Source organism: Streptomyces humi (assembly GCF_001005085.2).
Taxonomy (GTDB): Bacteria; Actinomycetota; Actinomycetes; order Streptomycetales; family Streptomycetaceae; genus Streptomyces; species Streptomyces humi.
This window is the reverse complement of the sequence record NZ_LBMU02000018.1, coordinates 1-22061: the sequence shown is the minus strand read 5'-3', so window position 1 is coordinate 22061 and position 22061 is coordinate 1. Positions and strand designations below refer to the sequence as shown.

Annotated in this window: 17 protein-coding genes; 11 read left to right on the top strand and 6 right to left on the bottom strand. The window is 72.2% G+C overall.

Features of this window, described 5'->3' with window-relative positions:
* Positions 1–9: 9 nt before the first annotated feature.
* A complete protein-coding gene (locus tag AAW13_RS07000) occupies positions 10–1413 on the bottom strand; it encodes an amino acid permease (protein ID WP_046734539.1) in 1404 nt (467 codons plus the stop codon).
* A gap of 155 nt (positions 1414–1568) precedes the next feature.
* Here AAW13_RS07000 and AAW13_RS06995 point away from each other — a divergent pair, with 155 nt between their 5' ends.
* Together AAW13_RS06995 and AAW13_RS06990 are read left to right on the top strand one after the other, a co-directional pair.
* Positions 1569–2255, top strand: coding sequence for a FadR/GntR family transcriptional regulator (locus AAW13_RS06995; protein ID WP_046734540.1), 687 nt, complete (start codon positions 1569–1571; stop codon positions 2253–2255).
* 81 nt (positions 2256–2336) lie between these two features.
* The gene (locus AAW13_RS06990) at positions 2337–3809 is read left to right on the top strand and encodes an APC family permease (protein WP_046734541.1); all 1473 of its coding nucleotides are present in this window, start codon (positions 2337–2339) and stop codon (positions 3807–3809) included.
* A gap of 16 nt (positions 3810–3825) precedes the next feature.
* Here AAW13_RS06990 and AAW13_RS06985 read toward each other — a convergent pair whose 3' ends face one another.
* A complete protein-coding gene (locus tag AAW13_RS06985; protein WP_046734542.1) occupies positions 3826–4053 on the bottom strand; it encodes a DUF5133 domain-containing protein in 228 nt (75 codons plus the stop codon).
* A gap of 69 nt (positions 4054–4122) precedes the next feature.
* The gene (locus AAW13_RS06980; protein WP_046734558.1) at positions 4123–4593 is read right to left on the bottom strand and encodes an ATP-binding protein; all 471 of its coding nucleotides are present in this window, start codon (positions 4591–4593) and stop codon (positions 4123–4125) included.
* Positions 4594–4793: 200 nt separating this feature from the next.
* Here AAW13_RS06980 and AAW13_RS06975 point away from each other — a divergent pair, with 200 nt between their 5' ends.
* From AAW13_RS06975 to AAW13_RS06955, 6 genes are all read left to right on the top strand, one after another.
* Entirely contained in the window at positions 4794–5159 is a 366-nt protein-coding gene (locus AAW13_RS06975) for an STAS domain-containing protein (protein ID WP_063777119.1), read from the top strand.
* Between the two features lie 257 nt (positions 5160–5416).
* Complete coding sequence (locus AAW13_RS06970; protein WP_046734544.1) at positions 5417–9697, top strand: HAMP domain-containing protein; 4281 nt, start codon at positions 5417–5419, stop codon at positions 9695–9697.
* 71 nt (positions 9698–9768) lie between these two features.
* Positions 9769–12408: a SpoIIE family protein phosphatase gene (locus AAW13_RS06965; RefSeq protein ID WP_240528549.1), complete on the top strand. Its 2640-nt coding sequence runs from the start codon at positions 9769–9771 to the stop codon at positions 12406–12408.
* Positions 12409–12472: 64 nt separating this feature from the next.
* Positions 12473–12829, top strand: coding sequence for a PRC-barrel domain-containing protein (locus AAW13_RS06960; RefSeq protein WP_046734545.1), 357 nt, complete (start codon positions 12473–12475; stop codon positions 12827–12829).
* A gap of 25 nt (positions 12830–12854) precedes the next feature.
* Positions 12855–13028: a hypothetical protein gene (locus tag AAW13_RS45780; RefSeq protein WP_167391685.1), complete on the top strand. Its 174-nt coding sequence runs from the start codon at positions 12855–12857 to the stop codon at positions 13026–13028.
* Between the two features lie 102 nt (positions 13029–13130).
* Positions 13131–13574, top strand: coding sequence for a universal stress protein (locus AAW13_RS06955; protein ID WP_046734546.1), 444 nt, complete (start codon positions 13131–13133; stop codon positions 13572–13574).
* Positions 13575–13597: 23 nt separating this feature from the next.
* On the opposite strand, the gene AAW13_RS06950 is transcribed toward AAW13_RS06955, so the two are convergent.
* Together AAW13_RS06950 and ppk2 are read right to left on the bottom strand one after the other, a co-directional pair.
* On the bottom strand, positions 13598–15316 hold the full coding sequence (locus AAW13_RS06950; RefSeq protein WP_046734547.1) for a SulP family inorganic anion transporter: 1719 nt from the start codon (positions 15314–15316) through the stop codon (positions 13598–13600).
* Between the two features lie 346 nt (positions 15317–15662).
* Positions 15663–16466, bottom strand: coding sequence for a polyphosphate kinase 2 (ppk2, locus tag AAW13_RS06945; protein ID WP_046734548.1), 804 nt, complete (start codon positions 16464–16466; stop codon positions 15663–15665).
* 42 nt (positions 16467–16508) lie between these two features.
* Here ppk2 and AAW13_RS06940 point away from each other — a divergent pair, with 42 nt between their 5' ends.
* Positions 16509–18890: a phosphoketolase family protein gene (locus AAW13_RS06940; protein ID WP_046734549.1), complete on the top strand. Its 2382-nt coding sequence runs from the start codon at positions 16509–16511 to the stop codon at positions 18888–18890.
* Between the two features lie 21 nt (positions 18891–18911).
* On the opposite strand, the gene AAW13_RS06935 is transcribed toward AAW13_RS06940, so the two are convergent.
* The gene (locus AAW13_RS06935; protein WP_240528548.1) at positions 18912–19292 is read right to left on the bottom strand and encodes an STAS domain-containing protein; all 381 of its coding nucleotides are present in this window, start codon (positions 19290–19292) and stop codon (positions 18912–18914) included.
* A 490-nt stretch (positions 19293–19782) separates the two neighbouring features.
* Between AAW13_RS06935 and AAW13_RS06930 the strand changes: the two genes are divergently transcribed.
* Both AAW13_RS06930 and AAW13_RS06925 read left to right on the top strand, forming a co-directional pair.
* Positions 19783–20223, top strand: coding sequence for a pyridoxamine 5'-phosphate oxidase family protein (locus tag AAW13_RS06930; protein ID WP_046734551.1), 441 nt, complete (start codon positions 19783–19785; stop codon positions 20221–20223).
* Between the two features lie 105 nt (positions 20224–20328).
* Positions 20329–22059: a sensor histidine kinase gene (locus AAW13_RS06925; RefSeq protein WP_046734552.1), complete on the top strand. Its 1731-nt coding sequence runs from the start codon at positions 20329–20331 to the stop codon at positions 22057–22059.
* The last annotated feature ends 2 nt before the right edge of the window (positions 22060–22061 follow it).

Sequence of the window (22061 nt, the reverse complement as noted above, 5' to 3'; positions counted from 1 at the left end):
CCGTCCGCCTCACTGCCTGCGGGCGGTGACCCGCTGGCGGACCACGGCGAGGACGACCACGCCCAGGGCCACCAGGGTGGACAGGATCACCTGGTCGCGGCCGCCGCCGTCACTGGTGTCGGTGAGCATGTAGCCCAGCACGAAGGTGATCAGGGCGATGGTGGCCCAGGTCAGGTACGGGTAGAGCCACATCCGCACCACGAGCTTCTCCGGCGACTCGGCCTGGATGATCTTCCGCATGCGGAGCTGGGAGAAGCAGATGACCAGCCACACGAACAGGGCGATCGCACCGGAGGAGTTCAGCAGGAACTGGAAGACCGTGTCCGGCCAGAGGTAGTTGAAGGCGACGGCCACGAAGCCGAAGACCACCGAGGCCAGGATCGCGCTGCGCGGCACCCCGCGGTTCGTGGTGCGGGCGAAGGACGCCGGGGCGTCGTTGCGTCCGCCGAGCGAGAAGGCCATGCGGGAGGCCGTGTACAGACCGGAGTTGAGACAGGACAGCACCGAGGTCAGCACGATGGCGTTCATGATCTGCGCGGCGTGCGGGATGCCGATCGAGCTGAGCGCGGCGACGTACGAGCCGTCCTTGAGGATCGCCGGGTCGTCCCAGCGCAGCAGCGACACCACGATCAGGATCGAGCCGAGGTAGAAGACGGCGATCCGCCAGATCACGCTGTTGGTGGCCTTGGTGACGGCCCCGCGCGGGTCCGCCGACTCGCCGGCCGCGAGGGTGACGATCTCACTGCCCATGAACGAGAAGACCACCATCAGGACGCCGGTGAGGATCGCGCCGGGTCCGTGCGGCAGGAAGCCGCCGTGCGCGGTCAGGTTCGAGAAGCCCGAGGCCGGGTGGTCGGAGCCGGGCAGCAGCCCGAACAGGGCCAGACCGCCGACGACGATGAACGCGGCGATGGCGACGACCTTGATGCCGGCGAACCAGAACTCGAACTCGCCGTACGAGCTGACCGAGGCGAGGTTGCTGGCGGTCAGCACCAGCATCACGATCAGCGCCCAGCCCCACTGCGGGACGGCCGGTATCCACCCGGCGAGGATCTTGGCCCCGGCGGTCGCCTCGACGGCGAGCACCACGACCCAGAAGAACCAGTACAGCCAGCCGATCGTGAAGCCGGCCCAGCGGCCCAGCGCGCGGTCGGCGTAGGCGGAGAACGAGCCGGAGGTGGGGTTGGCCGCGGCCATCTCGCCCAGCATCCGCATCACCAGGACGACGAGCACACCGACCAGCGCGTACGAGACGAGGATGCCCGGGCCTGCGGCGGCGATGCCGGAGCCCGAGCCGACGAACAGGCCGGCGCCGATCACACCGCCGATGGCGATCATCGACAGGTGCCGGCTCTTGAGCCCGGCCTTGAGGCCGGGCTCGGTCGGCGGGCTTTCGGGGAGCGTTGTGGTCATCTCGACATCCAGGGGGGGAGGGGACGGAGGGGACGAGCGGCACGAAAATTAGTTCAGTACGATCCAAAAAAACAGTCTTGTTTAAATGTTCACCCTGCTCTATTTTTCGCTTCAGCGTCGGGCCGTGTCGGCAGGGGCGCCGTTAGGGTGGCGTCGTGGTGAATACAGGGGGCAAGTTCGGCCCCTACAGCGGGCCGGGCCCGGTACGGCCCGGAGCGGAGCTCGTCCGCTCCCGGATCGCCCTGCGGGTGCGCCTGAAGTCCGAGGCGCCGGGGGACCGGCTGCCGGACGCCGGGGTCCTGGCCGAGGAACTCGGCATCGGTGAGATCACCGTGCGCCGCGCCCTGGAGGGCATGTGCCAGGACGGCCTCCTGGACCGCCGCAGGGGCCGCTCGGGGGGCACCTTCGTGGCGCGCGAGTGGGACGCGGTCCTCGCCGTGCTGCACGATCCCGCGGAGGCGGCCGCGCTGGACTCCTTCCACCTGCTCCTGGAGTGCGGCCTGGTCTCCCACGCGGCCGGCGAGATCCCGGACGGCGTCCTGGACGGGCTGCGCACGCTCGTCGACGACATGGACCGCGCCGACGCACCGGACCGGCTGCCGGAACTGGAGGCCCGCTTCCACCTCGAACTGGCGCGGACGCTCGGCGGGCCCGGGATCCGGGAGTTCGCCGCCGACCTGCTCGGCCGGCAGTGCCTGCTGCTGCCGGCCCCGGAACCCGAGGTGGTCCGCGCGCGCAACCGCCACCACGCCGATCTCCTCAAGGAACTCGTCCGCGGCGACATGGCCCTGGCGGTGGCCGCGGTGAAGGCACACCGGCACGCCGGGCCCGGCGCCGTCTGACCCCCGCCGGTCCCCGCCCGGCCCCGCAACCGCAACCGCAACCGCAACCGCTCGCACACCGTCCCCGAAGGAGCTGGCGCCATGCCCGATCCCGCATCCGCCGTCGGCCCCCCGCCGGCATCGGGCCCACCGGGCCGCGCCACCCCCCAGCGACTGCGCGGCGGAGTCCTCGGCATGGCCGACATCGCCGCCGCCACCATGGCCAACGTCGGCCCGGCCATGAGCTTCTTCTTCGGCTTCGCCTTCCTGGCCACGACCGCGGGCGTCGCCTCGCCGCTGACCATCGTCGCCGCCGGCGTCGCCGTGGCCCTGCTCGGCAACACCCTGGCCGAGTTCTCCCGGGCCCACCCCTCGGCCGGCAGCTTCATCACCTTCGTCGGCCGGACCTTCGGGCCGGTCAGCGCCGTGACCACGGCCCTGCTGGCGGGCCTCGGCTACATCGTCGCGATGGCGTCCGTCATCGCGATCTCCGGCGGGTTCGTGCAGATCACCCTGCACCACTACACCGGCCTCGAGATCCCCTGGATCATCTGGACCCTGCTGCTGACCGGGCTCGCGATGCTGCTCATGCTGCGCGGGATCGAGGTCTCCACCAAGTGGGCCGGATACTTCTTCGCCGTGGAGATGCTGGTCCTGGTCGTCGTCTCGGTCGCGGCGATCGCCGGACACCACGGATCGCTGTCCGCCGCCCCGTTCCTGCCCGGCCACATCACCCACGGCCTCGACGGCCTCGCGGCGGGCTTCCCGATCGCCGTGTTCCTCTTCGTCGGCTGGGAGAACTCCGCCGCGCTCGCCGAGGAGACGGAGAACCCGCGCCGCAACGTGGGCCGCGCGGTGTTCTCCTCCATCGCCATCATGACCGTCAGCTACATCCTGTTCGCCTACGCCACCGTGACCGGCTTCGGCTACGACGTGCGGCGGCTCGGCGGCTCGCCCATCCCGTTCATCGACGTCGCCCAGGACACCCTCGGCGCACTGGCCGCCCTCGCCTACGTCGGCGGCCTCACCTCGACCCTCGGCGTACTGATCGCGGGCATCAACTCCCAGGCCCGGCTGATCTTCAACGCGGGCCGGGAAGGGCTCCTGCCGTCCTTCTTCGGCTACGTCCACCCCACGCGTCGGACGCCCGACAACGCGATCGTCACCTTCACGGTCACCGCACTGCTGATCATCGGCGGCTGGGGACTCGGCCACGTCCTGGGCGGCGGCCCGATGGACCCCGTGGTCTTCTTCACCGAGTCCTCCAGCCTGGGCGCCATCCTGATCCTGCTGGTCTACCTGGCCTCCAACATCGCCCTGCCGCTGTACTACCGCCGCTACCGCCCGCAGGAGTTCCGCCCCCTGCGCCACCTCGTCCTCCCGGCGACCGGCGCCCTGGCCATCCTCGTCCCCCTCTACTACCTCGCCAAACCCGGCCAGCCGGCCCCGTACAGCTGGTTCCCGTACGCGGCCCTGGCCGCCCTGCTCGCCGCCGTCGGCTACGCCACGCTCCTCGTCCGCCGTGACCCGCACCTCGCCGAACGCGTGGGCTCGGTCGTCGCCGACGCGGAGTGAGCACGCCGCCGTCCGGTCAGGCCGAGAGCAGGGATTCGTCCTCCGTGCGGGCACCGGGCAGCCGGTGCCGGGCTGCGACGAGAGCCGCGTCGATGTCACTGGTGCCGGTGGCCACGCACAGCGTGTAGGCGATGTCGGCCATCCGGTTGCGGACCTCTTCGGACCCGTCGTCGGCGTTCAGGACCCGCAGCGTCTCGTACTGCTCGATCAGGTTCATCAGCACGGCGGGGTGGGCCATGAGCATCGCAAGCCTCCTGCGTCATCACGTGTCACGTGGGTCGTACACCGCCCCGTGTGCCCCGGCGCCTGCCGTTCACTCCCCCTGGGAACGGAGCCCCGGCCGGCCGTCCGGGCGGCCGAGGCCGGGCAGCACCTCGTCGAAGAGGTCGAGCCGGGCGGTGATGCGCTTGCCGACCGGCTCCCGGCGCGCCTCGAAGCCCCGCACCACCGCCAGCACGATCTCCAGACCGTGCTGGCCGACCCGTCCGGTGTCGGCGGCACGGGCCAGCGGCAGCGTCGGATCGCTGTCCCACACCTCGATCTCCAGCGCGCCGTCGGCGATGCCCAGCCGCAGCAGCACCGGACCGGGCGCGTACTTGAGGGCGTTGGTGACCAGCTCGCTGACCACCAGTTGCGCCAGGTCCACGGCGCGGGCCGGCACCGGCACTCCGTGCGCGGACCGGGCCTGCGCCAGGAACTCGGACGTCCGGTGGCGGGCGCCGGCGATGCAGCCGTCCGCTCCGTCCAGCGCGAAGGTGACATCGTCAGGTGTGGCTTGCGGCATCCGGGAACACTCCTCGAACAGGACAGGCTCCCTGCCGGCGTTCTGCAATACCCCGTTCATGGGCGCGCGTTTACCCGGTGATGCGCGGCACTACTCCCGGTCGGCGAGAAAACCGGGCCGTCTCGCGCATCACATTCGGCTTCGCGGGGCAGCGTTGGCTACGGAGAAACCCAGCCGGACCGAGGATGTGCAGGTCGCAGGTGACAGACAACCAGGAAGCAACGAGTCGGGGCCGGCTGTCCGTGACCCGCGCCGACACCGACGGCATCACCGTGCTCACCCTCAGCGGTGAGGTCGACTACGAGAGCGCGGGCGCCCTGGCCGGGGCGATGCCCCCGGCCGACCCCAGCGCCGGGGTGCGGATCGTCATCGATCTGAGCAGCGTCACGTTCATGGACTCCAGCGGGATCAACACCCTGGTCACCGCCTACCAGACGACCCGGGCCGCCGAGGGCTGGCTGCGCATCGCCGGGGCCCGGGGCCCCGCGCTGCGCATCGTGCAGATGGTGGGACTCGACGCCCTCGTCAGCTGTCACCCGACCGTCGAGGACGCCGTCACGGCGTGACGAGCGCGTCCGGGAAATCGGTCCGGGTACCCCGCTCCGGTGCCCCCATGCCGACTTGCTCACCCTCTTTTTCCGGCCGGTCGTGATGCTCCCGCGGGCTTTGGCCGCGGACTGTTCCTTGCGTTAATCTGCGACCGCTTTCCCATCGGCCGGAGCCGTCGAACACGGAATCTCCGCTGGTGGGGTGGGGCTTGCGGCCCTGGTGTGGTTCCGAGTCCTCGGGGTGGGGACTCCTGGGGAGTGGAACGAGGGTGTGCATGAGCGGCACGAAGGCGGGCGCCCAGGAACAGGGTCCTGGCGAGCAGGAGCTGCGGCAGCTGTTGGCCGGGCTGACGGCCGTACGCGACGGTGACTTCGGCACCCGCCTGCCGGCCGACGGCCAGGGGCTGCTGGGTGACATCGCCACGGTCTTCAACGGCATGGTCGACCAGCTGTCCGTCTTCACGTCGGAAGTGACCCGGGTGGCCCGCGAGGTGGGCACCGAGGGCACGCTGGGCGGCCAGGCGGAGGTGCCCGGGGTCTCCGGCACCTGGGCCGATCTGACCGACTCGGTCAACGCCATGGCGGGCAACCTGACCACCCAGGTCCGCGACATCGCCCAGGTCGCGACCGCGGTGGCCAGGGGCGATCTCTCGCAGAAGATCGACGTGCCGGCCCGCGGCGAGATCCTTCAGCTGAAGGAGACCGTCAACACGATGGTCGACCAGCTGTCCGCGTTCGCCGACGAGGTCACCCGGGTCGCCCGCGAGGTGGGCAGCGAGGGACGGCTCGGCGGCCAGGCACAGGTGCCCGGCGTCGGCGGGGTCTGGCGCGACCTGACCGATTCGGTCAATTTCATGGCGGGAAACCTCACCTCCCAGGTCCGCAACGTGGCCCAGGTGACGACCGCCGTGGCGCAGGGCGACCTGTCGCAGAAGATCACGGTGGACGCGCGGGGCGAGATCCTGGAGCTGAAGAACACCATCAACACGATGGTGGACCAGTTGTCGGCGTTCGCCGACGAGGTCACCCGCGTCGCCCGCGAGGTCGGCACCGAGGGGCGCCTCGGGGGCCAGGCCGACGTCAAGGGCGTCAAGGGCACCTGGCGCGACCTCACCGACTCCGTCAACTTCATGGCGGGCAACCTCACCGCGCAGGTCCGCAACGTCGCCCAGGTGGCGACCGCGGTGGCGCAGGGCGACCTGTCGCAGAAGATCACGGTGGACGCGCGGGGCGAGATCCTGGAGCTGAAGAACACCATCAACACGATGGTGGACCAGTTGTCGGCGTTCGCCGACGAGGTCACCCGCGTCGCCCGCGAGGTCGGCACCGAGGGCAACCTCGGCGGCCAGGCCATCGCCCGGGGCGTGTCGGGAACCTGGAAGGACCTCACGGACAACGTCAACGTGATGGCGTCCAACCTGACCGGTCAGGTCCGCTCCATCGCCCAGGTCGCCACGGCCGTCGCCCGCGGCGACCTGTCGCAGAAGATCACGGTCGAGGCCAAGGGCGAGGTCGCCGCGCTCGCGGACGTCATCAACACCATGGTCGACACCCTGTCCGCGTTCGCCGACGAGGTCACCCGGGTCGCCCGCGAGGTCGGCACCGAAGGACGCCTCGGCGGCCAGGCACACGTGCCGAACGTGGCGGGGACCTGGAAGGACCTGACGGACAACGTCAACTCCATGGCCAACAACCTCACCGGGCAGGTCCGCAACATCGCCCTGGTGACGACCGCGGTGGCCAACGGCGACCTGTCGAAGAAGATCGACGTCGACGCCCGCGGCGAGATCCTTGAGCTCAAGACCACCATCAACACGATGGTCGACCAGCTGTCCTGGTTCGCCGCCGAGGTCACCCGGGTCGCCCGTGAGGTGGGCAGCGAGGGCCGGCTCGGCGGGCAGGCCGAGGTGGAGGGCGTCGACGGCACCTGGAAGCGGCTGACGGAGAACGTCAACGAGCTCGCCGGGAACCTCACCCGGCAGGTCCGTGCGATCGCCGAGGTGGCCAGCGCCGTCGCCGAGGGCGACCTGACCCGCTCGATCACCGTGGAGGCCTCCGGCGAGGTCGCCGAGCTGAAGGACAACATCAACTCCATGGTGGGGTCGCTGCGCGAGACCACCCGGGCCAACCAGGAACAGGACTGGCTCAAGACCAACCTCGCCCGTATCTCCGGCCTGATGCAGGGCCACCGCGACCTGCCCGTCGTGGCCGAGCTGATCATGGACGAGCTCACCCCGCTGGCGGCGGCCCAGTACGGCGCGTTCTACCTCGCGGAGGACACCGCGCGCGGTCACGAACTGCGGCTGGTCGGGTCGTACGGCTACCCGGACGACGCGGACCGGCCCTCCCGGATCCCGGTCGGACGCTCCCTCGTCGGGCAGGTCGCGCGCAACCGGCGGCCCATCACCGTGGAGGACCTGCCCGACGGGTACGTGACCGTCTCCTCCGGCCTCGGACAGGCCGTGCCCAGGGCCCTGGTGGTGCTGCCCATCGTGGTCGAGGAGCAGGTGCTCGGCGTCATCGAACTGGCTTCGCTGACCGGCTTCACCCAGATCCACCAGGACTTCCTGAGCCAGCTGATGCCGACCATCGGCGTCAACCTCAACACCATCGTGGCCAACGCCCGCACCGACGAACTCCTCGAGGAGTCCCAGCGGCTGACCTCCGAACTCCAGGCCAGGTCCGAGGAGTTGCAGGTACAGCAGGACGAACTGCAACGCTCAAACGCGGAGCTGGAGGAGAAGGCCTCACTGCTGGCCTCGCAGAACCGCGACATCGAGGCGAAGAACCTCCAGATCGAGCAGGCCAGGCAGGAACTGGAGACCCGCGCACAGCAGTTGGCGCTGGCCTCCAAGTACAAGTCGGAGTTCCTGGCCAACATGAGCCACGAGCTGCGCACGCCGCTCAACAGCCTGCTGATCCTGGCCCAGTTGCTCGCGCAGAACCCCTCGCGAAACCTCACCCCGAAGCAGGTCGAGTACGCGGGCATCATCCACTCGGCGGGCTCGGACCTGCTCCAGCTGATCAACGACATCCTCGACCTGTCCAAGGTCGAGGCGGGCAAGATGGACGTCGCGCCCGAACGGGTCCCGCTGCGCCAGCTGCTGGAGTACGTCGAGGCCACGTTCCGGCCGATGACCACCCAGAAGAGCCTGGAGTTCAGGGTGGCCACCGCCGCGGGCACGCCGGCCGACCTGCTCACCGACGACTCCCGGCTGCGCCAGATCCTGCGCAACCTGCTCTCCAACGCGGTCAAGTTCACCGAGGAGGGCGGTGTCCAGCTGCTGATCGAACCGGCCGCCGACCGGGAGGTCCCGCCGGGGGTCCTGCGCGGCGGACCGGTGGTGGCCTTCCGGGTCGTCGACACCGGCATCGGCATCCCGCACCAGCAGCTGGAGACGATCTTCGGCGCGTTCCAGCAGGCCGACGGCACCACCAGCCGCAAGTACGGGGGCACCGGCCTGGGCCTGTCCATCACGCGGGAGATCGCCCATCTGCTCGGCGGCGCCGTGACCGTCGACAGCACCCCCGGACAGGGCAGCACCTTCACGCTGTACCTGCCCGTCGCACGCGCGGACTTCGAGGAACTGCTGGAGAACGGCGCCCGGCCGGCGGAGCAGCCGCAGACGGCCCTCACCTCCGGCGACGCCCCGGAACCCCTCGAACTGCCCGCCCCCGCCCCCGCACCGGCGTCCGAGCACCGCAGGCGACGGCTGCTGGTGATCGAGGAGCGGCCGCGCGGCCTGCTCACCCTGGTCGCCGAGCGGGCGGTCGGAGACCTCGCGCAGGAACCCGGTGACCCGCACGGAGCGATCGACCTCATCACCGCCGTCGGCGCCCAGGAGGCCGCGAGCACGCTCGCCGCCGAGCCCTGCCACTGCGTGGTGCTGGAACTGGGCATGCCCGGCAAGGAGGGCGCGGACTTCCTGGAGGCCATGCGCGGCGACTCCGCGCTGGCCAGCGTGCCCGTCCTGATCCACACCGGGCACCGGATGGAACTGGCGCAGGAGCAGGCGCTGCGCGCCCTCGCCGGGGGCCGGCAGCTGGACTTCCTGTCCAGCCTCGACGAACTGCGTGAGCGCATCACCCTGCACCTGTCCGCCGAACAGCCCGGCGACGTGCTGTCCCTGGTCCGCGCGGAGGAGCCGCACCGGCCGGCCGCGCAGATCGTGGACGACGCCTTCCTCGGCCGGACGGTCCTGGTGGTCGACGATGACGCGCGCAACCTCTTCGCCCTCAGCGGGGTGCTGGAACTGCACGGCTTCCAGGTCCTGCACGCCGACAACGGCCGCAAGGGCATCGAGATGCTGCTCGCCCACCCCGACATCTGCCTGGTCCTGATGGACGTGATGATGCCGGAGATGGACGGCTACGCCGCCACCGCGGAGATCCGGACCATGGACCAGTACGCGGAGCTGCCCATCATCGCCGTCACCGCGAAGGCGATGCCGGGCGACCAGGAGAAGAGCCTCGCGTCCGGCGCCAACGACTACGTCACCAAACCCGTCGACACCGGCGATCTCATCGCCCGGGTCCGACGATGGCTGTCCGTGTGAGCGGAGCCCCGAGCCACCGCGTCCACCAGCAGCCCGCGTGACGTACGCACCAGCGGAGGAACAGACACACCGTGAGCGATCTCCGTCAACCGCCCGAACCCCGGAACCCCGGCACCCCGGCGGGCGACCGTCCCACGACGGGAGCCCCCGCCCCGGCGGACGCTCACCCCTCCGCGGACCCGGCCGGCCCGAGGACCGGCCTGGTACCGGCGAACGGGGAGGACCCCGCGTCGGCCGGGGGTCCGGGCTCGCCGGACGGTCTCGCTCCGGCTGCGGGTCCGGCCTCGGCGGACGTTCTCGCCCCGGCGGACGATGAGCCGTCCGTCGCCGTCGGCGGTGCCGGCGAGGTCCGGGTCGCCGGACCGGACGGGGGCGGGGAGCGGTCGCCCGTCGGCCGGCTTGCGGCGACCGTGGAGCGGCTGCGGCGTGAGGTGCGGGCCGCGCACGTCGAGGCGGACGGCCGTGCGCTGATCGAGATGGCCAAGGGCATCCTCGTGGAACGGCTCGGGTGCGGCCCGGCGCAGGCCGCCCGGCAGCTGGCCGAACTCGCCGGGCAGGCCGGGGTGACCCCCCTGGAGTTCGCCGTCGACGTCATCAACCAGGCCGCACGGGACCGGCTCTCGGAGGTCGCCGCCGACTTCCTCACGGTCACCGCGGCCCCCACCGAGACCTCCGGCGCGGCGAGCGTACGGCTGCGGGCCGCCGAGAGCGGCGCGCTGGCCGCCCACGACACCCAGGCCGTGGCCGACGCCCTGCTGGAACACGCCCTGGCCCCGCTGGGCGCCGAGGCCGTCGCGATCTGGGCCCTGGGCACCGACGGCTCGCTCACCCTGGCGGGCCACGCCGGGTTCTCCGCCGCCGAGGCCGGCCGCTGGCGGCACGTCCCGCCCGGCGTGGCGACCGTGGCCCGCCGGGGCCTGACCGAGCGCGAGGGCCACTGGATCCACAGCCTGGCCGAGACCGGGCTGCCCTCCATCGGCCAGCACCAGAACCCCGACGGCGGCCGGGCCGCCGTACCGGCCGGGACCGGCGGTCGTATCCACGGCGTGCTGGAGATCGCCTGGCCGGCCCCGCTGCACACCCCCGCCCCGCCGATCGTCCGGCAGGTCGAGGCGCTGGCCGACCTGTGCGGACACACCCTGGAGACGTCCGCCCCGGGCCACCTCGACGGCGACGCCGGTCCGCGCGCGACGCCGGACGTCACCGAACTGATGGACCTCGCCGAGGGACTGCACGACCCGGCCCTGGTGCTGGTGCCGCACCTGGACGCCGACGGCAACCTCGTCGACTTCCGGATCCACCACGTGAACAGCCGTTTCCTGGACCCCGCCGGCCGGCCCCGGAGCGTCATCAACGACGCCCTGCTCCTGGAGGCCTACCCGATGGTCGCCGGCCACAGCGAGCTCTTCGACCGGATCGAGCGGGTCTTCGCCACCGGCGAGCCCTACCGCGCCCACCGCATGCGCCTCACCGCCCTGGTCGACGACGTCCCGCTGTCCGCGGTCGCCGACTTCAACATCAGCCGGCACGGCGGCAGCGTCCTGCTCATCTGGCGCATCGAGGACGAGACCGCCCGGCTGGCCAGTCTGCTCAAGCACGCCCAGCGGCTGGGCCGGATCGGCGGCTTCGAGGAGAACCTGCTCACCGGCGAGATCACCTGGAACGGCCAGCTCTTCGACCTCTACGGCCGGCCCTCCTCCGCCGCCCCCGTGCCGCTGGAGGACCTGACCGCCCACGCCCACCCCGACGACGCCGTCGCCATCGGCCGGTTCCTGCGCACCCTGCTGCACAGCCGCCGCCCCGCGTCCACCTCGTTCCGCCTCCAGCGGCCCGACGGGGTCACCCGCCACATCCGGGTGGTCGCCGAACCGGTCCTCGACTCCGGCGGCGAGCCGTACGTCGTACGCGGCGCCTACCAGGACATCTCCGCCCACCACTGGACCGAGGTGGCCCTGGCCGCCACCCGCGACCAGCTGGCCCACACCGAGCAGCAGGCCAGCGAACGCAACCGGCTCACCCTCCAGCTCCAGCACGCCATCATGCCGCCCGCGCAGGCCCCGCTGGCGGTCCCCGGCCTGGACCTGGCGGTGCGCTACCGGCCCGCGGAGACCCAGAACCTGGTCGGCGGCGACTGGTACGACGCGGTCGTGCTGCCGTCCCGGATGGTGCTGCTGTGCGTCGGCGACGTCGCCGGACACGGCATCGAGGCCGCCACCAGCATGGTCGTCCTGCGCAACGCCCTGCGCGGCCTCGCCGTGACCGGCGCGGGCCCGGCACAGCTGCTGTCCTGGCTGAACATGGTGACGCACCACCTGACCGGCTCCGTCACCGCCACCGCCGTATGCGGTCTGTACGACCCCGACCGCCACACCCTGCGCTGGGCCCGGGCCGGCCATCTGCCGCCCGTCCTGGTCCGCGGCGCCGAGGCGGAACCGCTGCCGCTCGTCCAGGGCCTGCTGCTGGGCGCCGTGCCCGAGGCCGCCTACCAGGAGCACGAGGTGCAGCTCGCCGTCGACGACACCCTGCTGATGTACACGGACGGCCTGATCGAACGCCGTGACAGGTCCGTGGAGGAGTCCCTGGCACAGCTGCTCACCGCCGCTCGCACCATTCCCCGGACCCTCGAACAACGGCTGGACCGCCTGCTGACCCACAGCAGGTCCGACACCGACGACGACACCTGCATCGTCGGCATCCGCGTGGTGCCCTGACCCGGGTCCGCACGGCGCGTCTACCTGCCTGCTCCGGGGGTACCCGCACCACCGGAGGTGGGCGATGTTCGAAGCAGGAGACATCCGGGAATGGCGCGGCCACGACGTCGTGGACCCCGCCGGTCACAAGATCGGCGTCCTCGAGGCGGTCTACGTCGACACCGCGACCGACGAACCCCTCTACGCCACCGTCACCGTCGGGCTGCCCACCCGCCGCCGGCTGGCGTTCGTCCCCCTGGTGAAGGCCACCGTGGGTCCCGGCTACCTGAAGGTCGCCTACGACCGGGGAGTGGTCAAGAAGGCCCCCGCGATCGACACGGACGGCGAGCTCCCGGCGGTCCGGGAACCGTCGGTCTTCGCGCACTACGAGCTCGACTACACCCCCGGCGCCGGCGGCGAGCGGCGACTCGCCCGGCGCTGACCGGACCGATGCGACAGGAGATCCGATGTCCCTCTTCCTGCTCCTGATCCTCGTGGCCCTGATCCTGGGCATCGTCGGCTTCACCGCCCACGGACTGTTCTACCTGTTCGTCATCGGCGCCGTCGTCCTGGTCGCCGACCTGGTCTACGGCGTGCTGCGCCTGCGCCACGGCGGACGGCACCACCGCATCGTCCGCTGACCCTGCCGGGGGCGTATCTCTGGCGGCGCGCCGCCGTATCGCTCAGCGTGGGAGTGAGGGGGCTGGCCGGGCGGCGCGCGCGCCGTGGGAGAGGTGGGTCCGATGGACAGGGAAGTCGCCGCGCCGAGGGTCGTGGTCGGTGTCGACGGGTCGGCGTCCTCGTACGGGGCGCTGCGCTGGGCGGTGCGCTACGCCGGCCTGGTCGGCGGCGCGGTCGAGGCGGTGACCGTGTGGGAGCTCCCGGGGCTGTACGGCTGGTCGGGGCCCGCGGTGGACATGGACGTCGACCAGGAGGAGGCCCGGGACCGGATGCGGCAGGAGCTGACGGAGGTGCTCGGCGCCCAGGGAGCCGAGTCCGTCACCACGCATCTGGTGCACGGCAACGCCGCGGACGTGCTGTTGCGGGCCGCCGAGGGAGCCGAGGTGCTGGTCGTCGGCAGCCGGGGCCGCGGCGGGTTCGCCCGCGCCCTGCTGGGTTCCGTGAGCACGCACGTGACGCAGCACGCCGACTGCCCCGTGGTGATCGTCCGCTCCGAGAAGCAGTGACCCCCTCCGGACGCCGTGGCCGGTCAGTTCCGCCCCGCCACCCACTCGTGGTAGGCGGCCACCGCCGTCGGCAGGGTGGGGAACACGCGGTCGGGGCCCACCGTGTCGGTGAGGCCGTAGGCCCGCAGGTCGTCGAGGAGGTCCTGTTTGACCCGGGCCAGGGCGAACACCACGCCCCGGTCGGCCAGTGCACGGCGGAGCTCGTCGACCGCGTCGAGGGCGGTGATGTCGACCTCCACATTGGCCTCGGTGTTGAGCACGAACCAGCGGACGGGCTCGGTCTGGTCGTCGACGGCGGCCAGTGCCCGGCGCCGGAAGTTCTCCGCGTTGGCGAAGAACAGGGGCGAGTCGTAGCGGTAGACGAGGAGGCCGGGGACGGTGCGGGCGGTGGGGTAGTCGTCGATGTCGTGCATGCCGGCCAGGCCGGGGACCAGCCCCTCGACCGCGTCGTGCGGGCGGGCCACCCGGGTGAGGAGCTCCGCGACGGAGAGGCCGACGGCGACCAGCACCCCGTAGAGGATGTCCAGGGCGAGGACCCCGGCCAGGCAGCCGAGCGCCAGCAGCAGTTCGCGGCGGCGGAAGGCGGCCAGCCGGCGGAAGCCGGCCAGGTCGATCATGCGCAGCGCCGCGTAGACGACGAGGGCGCCGAGGACCGCGGACGGCGTGCGCGTCAGCAGCGGGCTGAGCAGCAGCAGGACCGCGAGCACGAACGCCCCGGCGACCAGCGAGTACAGCTGGCTGCGGGCGCCCGCCGAGGTGGCGAGGGCGGTGCGGCTGGCGCTGCTGCTCACCGGGAACCCGTGCACGGCGCTCGCGCCGAGATTGGCCGCGCCCAGGGCCAGGAACTCCTGGTCGGCGTCCAGGCCGGGGCCCTCCTCGTCCGGGCCCGCCCCGGTGAAGGCGCGCGCGGTGAGGATGAAGTCCGTGTAGGCGACCAGGAGGACGCCCAGCGCGGGCAGCACCAGGCGGGGGATCTCGCCGAGGTCCGGTGCGGAGAGACCGGGCAGGCCCGAGGGGACGGTTCCGATGACCTTGATGCCGTAGCGGTCGTCGAGACCGAACGCGACCACCGCCGCCGTGCCCAGGGCGACCACCAGCAGCGGGCCGGGAAGGGCCCGGAAGTACCGGGCCACGAGCAGGAGGACGGTCAGGGCCAGCGCGGCGAGGACGACGGTGGGCGGATGCGCGTCCGCCAGGTGCGTCAGGAAGGACCACAGTTGCGGGAAGAACTCGGTTCCGGTCGTCGGGACCCCGGTGACCTTGGTCAGCTGGTCCGCCATCATGATCAGGGCCACGCCGGTCAGGTAACCGATGAGGACCGGACGGGACAGCAGGTCGGCGAGGAATCCGAGGCGTACCGCCCGGGCGGCCAGGCAGAGCAGGCCGACCGTGGCGGCGAGCGTCGCGGCCAGTACGGCGTACCGGTCCGCGGCACCGCCGGCGAGCGGGCCGACCACGGTGGCCGTCATCAGGGCGGTGGTGGACTCCGGGCCGACCGACAGCAGCCGCGAGGAGCCGAACACCGGGTACAGGAGCAGCGCCGGCAGGATCGCCCACAGCCCGGCGACCGGTTGCAGCCCGGCCACCTCGCCGTACGCCATGACCTGCGGCACCAGGTACGCGGCCACGGTCATGCCGGCCAGCAGGTCGCCCTTCAGCCAGCCACGCCGGTAACCGAGCAGCGTGGCGAGCCCGGGTGTGAGCCTGCGCCATCCCCGCCGTCCGTCCCCGCCCTGGGCCATGCGCCGCCTTCCGCCGTGTGATCTCCCAGCATCCACCGGAGCGGGCTCGCCACGTGACAGACGCGCGGTGCCCCGCCAACACGCCCTGCCGCCGGATCCGTTCGGCCGCGTGCACGGTCCCCTGCCGGGTACGCGGCCGGCCCGTCCGCGGGCGGCATGGGCCGGAAGGCCCGGGGGCGGGACCACCGGCCCCTGTGCCGGAGCACGCCGGGACAGGAGGCTGGACCAGCATCCCCGCGGATCCGGCGGCCGCCCGAAGCCCCCGCCCCCTCAGCAGGAGGTGAAGACCATGCCGCGCACCGGCACCGCCGGGCCCTACCGCTCGCCCGACGGCGGTTCGGCCGCCTCACAGGCCGGCGGCGTGGTCCGGCACGTAGGTCTGGAGATCGCGCGGCGGGCGCTCGTAGCCGGTCGACGCGGGCCGCTCCGGCAGCTCCAGCACCGGCGGCGGCACGTCGTGGTACGGCACCGTCGAGAGCAGGTGGGCGATCATGTTCAGCCGGGCGGCCCGCTTGTCGTCGCTCTCCACGATGTACCAGGGCGCGTCGGAGACGTCGGTGTGCACCAGCATCTCGTCCTTGGCCCGGGAGTACGCCTCCCAGCGGGTGATCGACTCCAGGTCCATCGGGGAGAGCTTCCAGCGCCGCACCGGGTCCTCCAGCCGCTTGCGGAACCGGTCCTGCTGCTCGGTGTCGCTCACCGAGAACCAGTACTTGCGCAGCAGGATCCCGGACTCGACCAGCATGCGCTCGAAGATCGGGCAGTGCCGCAGGAAGAGCTGGTACTCCTCCTTGGTGCAGAAGCCCATCACGTGCTCGACTCCGGCCCGGTTGTACCAGGACCGGTCGAACAGCACGATCTCCCCGGCGGCCGGCAGCTGCTCGACGTACCGCTGGAAGTACCACTGGGTGCGCTCGCGCTCGGTCGGCTTCGGCAGCGCCGCGATCCGGGCGACGCGCGGGTTGAGGTGCTCGGTCACCCGCTTGATCGTGCCGCCCTTGCCGGCCGCGTCCCGTCCCTCGAAGACCACCACCAGCCGGGCCCCGGTCGCCCGCACCCACTCCTGGAGCTTCACCAACTCCGTTTGAAGCCGGAACAGTTCCTTCTCGTACGCCTTGCGCGGCAGCTCCGCCGCCTGCTTGCCGGCCATGCCGCCTCCACCGCCCGACGACCCAACCACGGGAGTCATCTCATGTCCAAGGTCGAACACCAGGACGCCACGGTACTGTCCGACACGGAACTGCGCACGCTGGACGCGCACTGGCGGGCCGCCAACTACCTGGCCGCCGGGCAGATCTACCTGATGGCCAACCCGTTGCTGGACGAGCCGCTGCGTCCGGAGCACATCAAGCCGCGGCTGCTCGGCCACTGGGGCACCTCGCCCGGCCTGAACCTGGTGTACACCCACCTCAACCGGGTGATCAGGGCACGCGGCCTCGACGCGCTGTGCGTGTGGGGACCGGGCCACGGCGGCCCGTCCGTGCTGGCGAACTCCTGGCTGGAGGGCAGCTACAGCGACACCTATCCCGACGTACCGCGGGACGCGGCGGGGATGGCACGGCTGTTCAGGCAGTTCTCCTTCCCCGGCGGCGTGCCCAGTCACGTGGCCCCGGAGACGCCCGGGTCCATCCACGAGGGCGGCGAGCTGGGCTACTCCCTGGCCCACGCCTACGGCGCCGCCCTCGACCACCCCGGCCTGCTGGTCGCCTGTGTGATCGGTGACGGCGAGGCGGAGACCGGGCCGCTGGCCGCCTCCTGGCACTCCAACAAGTTCCTCGACCCGGCACACGACGGCGCCGTCCTGCCGATCCTCCATCTCAACGGCTACAAGATCGCCAACCCGACCGTCCTGTCCCGCCTGCCCGAGGCCGAACTCGACGCCCTGCTGCGCGGCTACGGCCACGACCCGATCCACGTCACGGGAGACGACCCGCACCAGGTGCACCGGGCCATGGCCGCGGCGATGGACGACGCCCTGGACCGCATCGCCGCCATGCAGCGCTCGGCCCGCGAGGACGGCGTCACCGAGCGCGTGCACTGGCCGGTGATCGTGCTGCGCACGCCCAAGGGCTGGACCGGCCCCGCCGAGGTCGACGGCGTGCCCGTGGAGGGCACCTGGCGCGCTCACCAGGTGCCGCTCGCCGGCGTCCGGGAGAACCCGGAGCATCTCAGGCAGTTGGAGACCTGGCTGCGCTCCTACCGGCCGGAGGAACTGTTCGGCCCCGACGGCCGGCCGGTCGCCGACGTGCTGGCCTGCGTCCCGGACGGGGCGAAGCGCCTCGGCGCGTCGCCGTACGCCAACGGCGGCCTGCTCGTCCGCGATCTGCCGCTCCCCGGCCTTGACGAGTTCGCCGTCCCCGTCGAGAAGCCGGGCACCACCCTGCACGAACCCACCCGGGTCCTGGGCGACCTCCTCGCCCGGGTCATGGAGGACACCGGCGCGCGGCGGGACTTCCGGCTGGTCGGCCCGGACGAGACCGCCTCCAACCGGCTCCAGGCCGTCTTCGACGTGACCGGCAAGGCCTGGCAGGCCGAGCGGCTGCCGGTCGACGAACACCTCGAACACGACGGCCGGGTGATGGAGATCCTCTCCGAACACCTCTGCCAGGGCTGGCTGGAGGGCTACCTCCTCACCGGACGGCACGGACTGTTCTCCTGCTACGAGGCGTTCGTGCACATCGTCGACTCGATGGTCAACCAGCACATCAAGTGGCTCAAGACGTCCAGGCAGTTGCCTTGGCGGGCTCCCATCGCCTCCCTCAACTACCTGCTCACCTCGCACGTCTGGCGCCAGGACCACAACGGCTTCTCGCACCAGGACCCCGGGTTCGTCGACCACGTCCTCAACAAGAGCCCGGACGTCGTCCGCGTCTACCTGCCGCCGGACGCCAACACCCTCCTGTCGGTGGCGGACCACGTCCTGCGCAGCCGGGACTACGTCAACGTCGTCGTGGCCGGCAAGCAGCCCTGCTTCGACTGGCTCTCCCTGGACCAGGCCCGCGTGCACTGCGCCCGCGGCGCCGGGATCTGGGAGTGGGCCGGTACGGAGAACGGCGGCGAACCCGACGTCGTCCTCGCCTGCGCCGGCGACGTGCCCACCCAGGAGGTGCTGGCCGCCGCCCAGTTGCTGCGCCGGCATCTGCCGCAGCTGGCCGTGCGCGTGGTCAACGTCGTCGACATGACCCGGCTGCTCCCGAAGGACGAACACCCGCACGGGATGGCCGACTTCGAGTACGACGGCCTGTTCACCACCGACAAGCCGGTGATCTTCGCCTACCACGGCTACCCCTGGCTGATCCACCGCCTCGCCTACCGCCGCACCGGCCACCGGAACCTGCACGTGCGCGGCTACAAGGAGTCCGGCACCACGACCACCCCGTTCGACATGGTCGTCCGCAACGACCTGGACCGCTACCGCCTCGTCATGGACGTCATCGACCGGGTCCCCGGCCTCGCCGTCCGCGCCGCCGCCGTACGCCAGCAGATGGCGGACGCCCGTACCCGCCACGAGGCCTGGATCCGCGAGCACGGCACCGACCTGCCCGAGGTCGCGAACTGGACCTGGACCGGGTGACCTCCCGCTCCCGCGGCCCGCTCAGCCCCGGTCGGCCAGCGCACCGGGGACGTCGGGATACAACTCGAAGGCGTCGTCCAGGCCGGTGCGGCGGAGCAGCCGGGGGAAGCCGCCGTCCGGCGTGACCAGGCGCAGCCGGCCGATCCGCGCCCGGACCCGGTTGCGCGCCCGGCACAGCAGGCCGAGGCCGGAACAGTCGACGAACGACACCGGGCTCAGGTCGAACACCACGTCGGGCTCCGCGCCGGACGTCACCTCGTCCAGGGCCGCGGACAGCAGCGGGACCGCCAGGAGATCGAGGTCGCCGTGCAGGGTCACCACGGTGGCGCCGCCGTCGGTACGGGTCGTGTGGTACGGCCCGGACCTGGTGTGGTTCTCGCCCATGGCTCCAGGCAAGCCCATCCGGCGGACGGTACGGAAGGGCCGTTCGGCCCCGGACCCGAAACACAAGGGGCCAAAGGTCCCTACCTCCGTGCCCCGCCCCTTTCCCACGTCCCGCCCCTTTCCCGCGTCCCCCCTCTCTCCGTGGACCGCCTCTTTCCTGGGGGGCGCCCCTTTCCCGCCACCCGTCCCCCTCTCCGCGGCCTGCCTATTTCCCGGGGCCCGCCCTCCCTACGTGGCCTGCCTCTCTTCCGGGGGGCCGCCCCTTTCCCGCCGCCACCCGCCTCCCTCTTCGCGGCCTGCCTATTTCCCGGGGCCTGCCCGCGGGTGCAGAGGTCCGCCCCGGTCCTCGCCGGGCCGCCGCACCGGTGCCCGTGCGCCACATCCCCAGGTCCTTTTCCGGGGCGGCCGGGACTGTTGGCCCCTGGCCCCGGCTCCGAGCGGCGGCGGAAGCTGGAGGGACGTGGTGCCCCGGGGCGGCGGCGCCGCACGACCAGAGACGAGGCGGCCGATGTACGCCAATGACGGATTCCGTGAACTGGACCGTGGCGAGTGCCTGCGTCTGCTCGCCGGGGTGCCCGTGGGCCGGATCGTGCACACCCGGCACGCGCTGCCCGCCGTGCTGCCCGTCAATTTCGGTCTCGACGGCGACGGCGCCGTGCTGCTGCGGACCTCCGCCGCCTCCGAGCTGGCCCGTGCCGTCGACGGGTCCGTGGTGGCCTTCGAGGCCGACGAGGTGGACGCGGACAGCCGGTCCGGCTGGAGCGTGGTCGTCACCGGCGCCGCGACCGTCGTGCACGATCCGGCCGAGCACGCGCGGCTGGTCCGTGAGGGGCCCCGCTCATGGGTCCCGGCGGCTCGCGAGGTCTTCGTGCGCATCGAGCCGGACCTGGTCACCGGACGGGCCCTGACCGGCGGACGCACCCGGAACGCAGCCGACCTGCGAACCTGAGCCGCGCTGTCCGGTTCCCGGTGTCCTCTCCCGCCCCCCGGCACTAACGTGACTCCTGACCGGACCTGCCGGTGCGTCCGACTCGACAGGATCTGGAGGATCACGGTGGAAGACCCCGAGTCGGCCCGGGTACGGCTGCCGCAACTCAGGCTGGACGAACTCCTGGACGAGTTGCAGGCCCGTCTGGACGCCGCCCGTGGCACCCGCGACCGGGTGCGCAGCCTGCTGGAGGCGGTGCTGTCGGTCGGCCGGGAACTCGATCTGGAGCAGGCGCTGCGCCGCATCGTGGAGGCGGCGGCGGTGCTGGTGGACGCCGAGTACGCGGCGCTCGGCGTGATCGGCCCCGACGGCAGGCGGCTGTCGGCCTTCCACACGGTCGGCGTCAGCGACGAGGAGATCGCCCGGATCGGCCCCTTCCCGGAGGGCCACGGCATCCTCGGTGAACTGATCCGGCACCCCGCACCGCTCCGTCTGGTGAAGCTCTCCGAGCACCCGGCGTCGTACGGCTTCCCGCCGAACCACCCGCCGATGAACACCTTCCTCGGTGTTCCGATCCGGGTCGGTGACCGGGTCTTCGGCAACCTGTACCTGACCGAGAAGCGGGGCGGCGCGCAGTTCGACGAGGAGGACGTGTCGGTGACGTCCACGCTCGCGGTGGCGGCCGGTGTGGCCATCGACAACGCCCGGCTGTACGAGGAGTCACGGCTGCGCGAGCGGTGGCTGCGGGCCAACGTGGAGATCACCCACAGCCTGATGTCCGGCGGCGACCCCGCCGAGGCACTGGCCCTGATCGCCGAGCAGGCCCGGTCCATCACGGGCGCGGCCCTGGTCGCCGTCGCGGTCCCGATGGAGGAGGCCGCCTCGCTCAGCGTGGACATCGCCGTCGGCATGGACGCGGACGACCACCGGGGCCTGGTGCTGCCGCTGGAGAAGACCCTGATGGGCCTGGCCTTCTCGGCCGGTGCCCCGGTGTCCAGCGAGAACGTCGGCCACGACGACCGGGTCTCTCCCGAGCCGCCGCGCTTCCAGGGCCTGGGCCCCGCCGTCGCCATCCCCATCGGCACCGGGGACACGGGGGTGCGGGGCGTGCTGCTGCTGGCCCGGGAGATCGGCGGCAGGGTCTTCACCGGCCGGGAGACGGAGACCCTTCAGGGTTTCGCCGCCCAGGCCTCCATCGCGCTGGAGCTGGCCGAGCGCCGCCGGGACGCGCAGGAGATCGCCGTGCTCCAGGACCGCGACCGCATCGCCCGCGACCTGCACGACCTCGCCATCCAGCGGCTCTTCGCCACCGGCATGACCCTCCAGAGCGCCGGCCGTTTCATCGAGCACACCGAGGCGTCCGAACGGGTGCTGCGGGCGGTGGACGACCTGGACGAGACCATCAAGATCATCCGGTCGACGATCTTCGGCCTGCGTACCCGTGAGGGTGGCGCCGGCAGCGGCCTGCGGGCCCGCGCGGTCCGGGTCGCGGGGGAGGCGGCGCCGGTGCTGGGCTTCGCGCCCAGCCTGCGGATGGAGGGCCTGCTCGACACCGACGTGCCCAGGGAGGCCGCCGACCACGTCGTCGCCGTGCTCGCCGAGTCCCTCACCAACATCGCCCGGCACGCGCACGCCGACCGGGCCGACGTGACCCTCGCCACCGACGGCCGGGAACTCCGGCTGACGGTGACCGACAACGGCGTGGGCATACCCGCCGGAGGCCGCCGCGGCGGCCTGCGCAACATGGCCGAGCGGGCGGCGGAACTAGGCGGCCGAGTGCACTGGGCCAGCCCCGCGACCGGCGGCACGACACTGGAATGGCGGGTCCCCCTGACCACCCCCCAACCACCCCCCTGACC

Excerpts from the sequence above, each read along its gene's own strand:
- AAW13_RS07000 (WP_046734539.1), bottom strand. The coding sequence starts at position 1,413 with ATGACCACAACGCTCCCCGAAAGCCCGCCGACCGAGCCCGGCCTCAAG.
- AAW13_RS06990 (WP_046734541.1), top strand. The coding sequence starts at position 2,337 with ATGCCCGATCCCGCATCCGCCGTCGGCCCCCCGCCGGCATCGGGCCCA.
- AAW13_RS06985 (WP_046734542.1), bottom strand. The coding sequence starts at position 4,053 with ATGCTCATGGCCCACCCCGCCGTGCTGATGAACCTGATCGAGCAGTAC.
- AAW13_RS06980 (WP_046734558.1), bottom strand. The coding sequence starts at position 4,593 with ATGCCGCAAGCCACACCTGACGATGTCACCTTCGCGCTGGACGGAGCG.
- AAW13_RS06970 (WP_046734544.1), top strand. The coding sequence starts at position 5,417 with ATGAGCGGCACGAAGGCGGGCGCCCAGGAACAGGGTCCTGGCGAGCAG.
- AAW13_RS06960 (WP_046734545.1), top strand. The coding sequence starts at position 12,473 with ATGTTCGAAGCAGGAGACATCCGGGAATGGCGCGGCCACGACGTCGTG.
- AAW13_RS45780 (WP_167391685.1), top strand. The coding sequence starts at position 12,855 with ATGTCCCTCTTCCTGCTCCTGATCCTCGTGGCCCTGATCCTGGGCATC.
- AAW13_RS06955 (WP_046734546.1), top strand. The coding sequence starts at position 13,131 with ATGGACAGGGAAGTCGCCGCGCCGAGGGTCGTGGTCGGTGTCGACGGG.
- AAW13_RS06950 (WP_046734547.1), bottom strand. The coding sequence starts at position 15,316 with ATGGCCCAGGGCGGGGACGGACGGCGGGGATGGCGCAGGCTCACACCC.
- ppk2 (WP_046734548.1), bottom strand. The coding sequence starts at position 16,466 with ATGGCCGGCAAGCAGGCGGCGGAGCTGCCGCGCAAGGCGTACGAGAAG.
- AAW13_RS06940 (WP_046734549.1), top strand. The coding sequence starts at position 16,509 with ATGTCCAAGGTCGAACACCAGGACGCCACGGTACTGTCCGACACGGAA.
- AAW13_RS06935 (WP_240528548.1), bottom strand. The coding sequence starts at position 19,292 with ATGGGCTTGCCTGGAGCCATGGGCGAGAACCACACCAGGTCCGGGCCG.
- AAW13_RS06930 (WP_046734551.1), top strand. The coding sequence starts at position 19,783 with ATGTACGCCAATGACGGATTCCGTGAACTGGACCGTGGCGAGTGCCTG.